Genomic DNA, 3,275 nt, shown 5'->3' with positions numbered 1-3,275 from the left:
CCTCGCCGGCGGCCAGATTGGGGGCCACGGTCACTGTGTTCTTGCGTGTGGTAAAGAAGGCTTCGCCCGCGTCGGTTTGGCCGAAGACCAGCAGCGGGTAGCCGCCGTTCTCGCCCGTGACGTCGAACACAAAGGCCTCGTAAGGGGTGCCGGAGGCGTCTTTCAGGCCGCTGTTCAGGCCTTCGAGGGCCGCGAGGGACTTCATCTGGCTGGTGGCGAGGGCCGAACCCGCACCGGCGGCACCGGTGACCTGCTGGTCGTAGTAAGCGAAGGCAGGCTGTGCACCGCCGCTCAGGCTGCCGATCAGGCCGCCGAGCTTTCCGCCGGTGAGGACGCCGGTGACCGGGCCCGCCGCGTAGCAGTTTTTTACGCTGCCCCGGTATTGGCGGCCCACAATGCCGCCCGCGCCGGAGGTGTTGTTGCCCGCCTTGCCGGAGGTGCTTATTGTGGCCAGGCTGAAACAGCCCTGCACCAGTTGGGCGGTGCCTATCTGCATATCGCCCACAATGCCGCCCACGGCTACAAAGGAAGCGTTGCCGCTTTGGGTCAACTTGCCGGACAGCACGCCGCAGTTTTTCACCTGGGCAGAGTCCAGCAAAAAGCCCGCCGCGCTGCCGATGCAAACGATGCTGCCTGTGGTGACACGGATGTTCACATTTTTCAGCAGAAGGGAGTCAAGCACAGCGCTGCCCGCCAGGGTACCGAACAGGCCGTAGTTGGAAAAACTGTTGTAATTATTGACGGGGCAGTTCAGGTAAAGACCCGCAACCACATGCCCACGGCCGTTGAAGGATCCCCGGAAGGGGCACTCGCCCCCGGGGGACGGCGCGCTGCCCACAGGCGTCCACACAAGGGGAACGGCCTCGCTGCCGCCGTAAGGGGCGCCGGTAAGGTCGATATCGGCGGTGAGCACCGCCTTGCTGGACTGGAAAGAACCATTGCTGTGGTTGACCTGGTAGGCGTACCAGGCGAACTGTTCGGCTGAGCCGATTTGATAAACGCCGCCCACAGCGGCTGCGGGCGCCACCAACACCGTATCGCTTGCATAAAGCAGACGCGGCAGAGGTGTTTTTTTCTCGTAGCCGTTACTCAAGGTCACCGAAGTATAATCCTGCCCGGCGGCCACGGCGCTTTTTTGCTGGGCGGTGAGGGCGGCGCCCGCCTGGATCAGGCCGCCAATGCCGTTCCAGCCGGAAAGCGAATAGCCGAGGGGAACGGGGTAACCGCCGGAAGCGTAATGGTAAGGGGAGGCTTCGTACCAGATGAACGGCGAGCGCCCGGCGTTCAGGCTTTGCCGCAACTGCCCGCCGGAAGCCTGCGCCAGGGTAACGCTTTGGGAGCCGGGAGTGGCCGAGAGCGACAGGAGATCGAGATAAAAGCAATTGCTTGCCTGAGCGTTAACGCCAAAGGTGCCGCCCACATACTTGTTGGAGCCGGAAACAGAGCCGGCGACAAAGCAGCTTTGCAGCGTGCCGGTATAGGAGTTCGTGTAGCCTAAAAAGGCGCCGGAGGTGCCGTTGGTGTTATCGACCATTTGCACATTGGAAAAGCAATCGGCAATGGAGCCGCTGGCGCTCACGCACTCGCCGGCGAAACCGCCGTGGGTAAGGTATTTCCAGGTGCTGGTCGCCTGGGTGCTGCCGCTGAACACGCAGCAGCAGCGGACCGCGGCGCTGCCGGTGATCCGCCCCGCAAACGCGCCCATGGAAATGTTTCGATTTGAGCCGTCGGGAGGAGCGACAACAGAGACGTTTTGCAAAAAGAGATTGCTTACGGCGGCACCGCTGCCCAACACACCGAAAAAGCCCAGGTAGGAGGTGGCGCCGTCGATGGGGCGTTCAAATTGGACGCGCAGGTTTTTTATCACATGGCCCTGGCCGTCGAACACGCCGCAATAGGGTTTTGCAGTGGTCACACCTATGGGCGCCCAGCGGAAAGGCAGCGCCTCGGTGCCGTAATATTGCGCGCCGGTCAGGTCGATATCAGCGGTAAGCACCGCGTTGGCGGACCCGTAATGCGCGGCGTCGGTGTTGACCTTGTACATAAACCAGGCCAGCTGCTCGTCGGTGCCGATCTGGTAGGCGCCATTTTTGTAAGCGGGCACATCCAGCGCAAGGGCGCCTTTATCCTGCCAGCTGATCTCGCGCTGGTAAGAGGGCAGAGGATACCCCTCGTTGATGTTGCGCACATCCTGATACCACACCCCCGGGGATTGGTTTTTATCCAGTTGGTTTGCAATGAAGGAGGCGGCGTTGCCGCCGCTCATCTGGCCCTGGGGAATGCCCACGATGTTGGAGGCACCGTAATCGCCGGCATTTTGGGCGGTGCCGCCCGCACCCTGTTCGTAGTAGCAATAGGAGAAGTTGGGCTTGCTCTTTTCATTTTTTCCGTAAAACACGCCTCCACGGCCGGTGACCTGGCCGGACACGTAAATGCGGGAGATCACCGGGGCTTCCAAGCAAATGCGCCCGGCAAACGCGCCGGCATAAATATCGGTATAGGTGCTTCCCGGCGTAATGGATGACTGAGAGGTGTCGACACTGAGGCGGCTGAAGCAGTTCTGAACGGTATCGCCCATACGGATGTCGCCCACAACGCCCCCGGCACAGGCAAAATCGAAGACACCTTTTATGGTAAAGTTGCCGGAAATAAAGCCGCAGTTTTTTACCGTTCCCGGGCCGGTGGTCTCGCCCACAATGCCGCCCACAAAAAGCCAATGGTATTTTGCCACATCGACCGTAATGTTGGCATTTTTAAGCAAAAGGTTTTGTGCCACACCACCCTTGCCAAGCATCCCAATCAGGCCGGCAAAGGTGCTGGTAGTGGAATTTGAAGGCGCTTGGGACAAGGGCGCGCCGGTGGCTTGTAAGGGGTCGGTGATGGTGAGGTGATCGATGTAATAACCGTCACCATCCAAAATGCCGGTAAACTTTTCGTTATAACCGATGGCGACCCATTCGTGGCCGGCAAGGTCGATATCGCTGAAAAGTTTTGCCTTTGCGCTGTACTGGTGTTTTTCGTTTACGTACCAGGAAAACCAGCCGAATTGCTCGGGCGTTTTGATGATGTAATAGTCGCCTTCCAGCTGAGGCTGCTCGCTTTCGGGCAGCGCGGCGCCCAGGTCCATCCAGGTTTCGGCGGCGGCGGCCGGCACAGCGGCAAAGAGGGTGGGCAGGCCGCCGTTCTCGGTTTCGCCGCGCACAAAGCCCTCCCCCTGAGGGGCCGGCTCAGTCAAGCCCGCATCTGCGGGGGGGGGGGGGGGGGTTTTTTCGGCT

General features: G+C 60.7%; 1 pseudogene. It reads right to left on the bottom strand.

Going from position 1 to position 3,275, the window contains the following annotated elements:
- Positions 1-3,202, bottom strand: a pseudogene (locus ACMLHZ_RS10080) (hypothetical protein); the annotation flags it as partial.
- Positions 3,203-3,275: the final 73 nt, after the last annotated feature.

Origin of the sequence: Allofournierella sp., assembly GCF_048388525.1 — a bacterium.
Classification (GTDB): Bacteria; Bacillota; Clostridia; order Oscillospirales; family Ruminococcaceae; genus BQOK01.
Note: the sequence above shows the minus strand (reverse complement) of the source record. Positions and strands in the feature narration are given on the sequence as shown.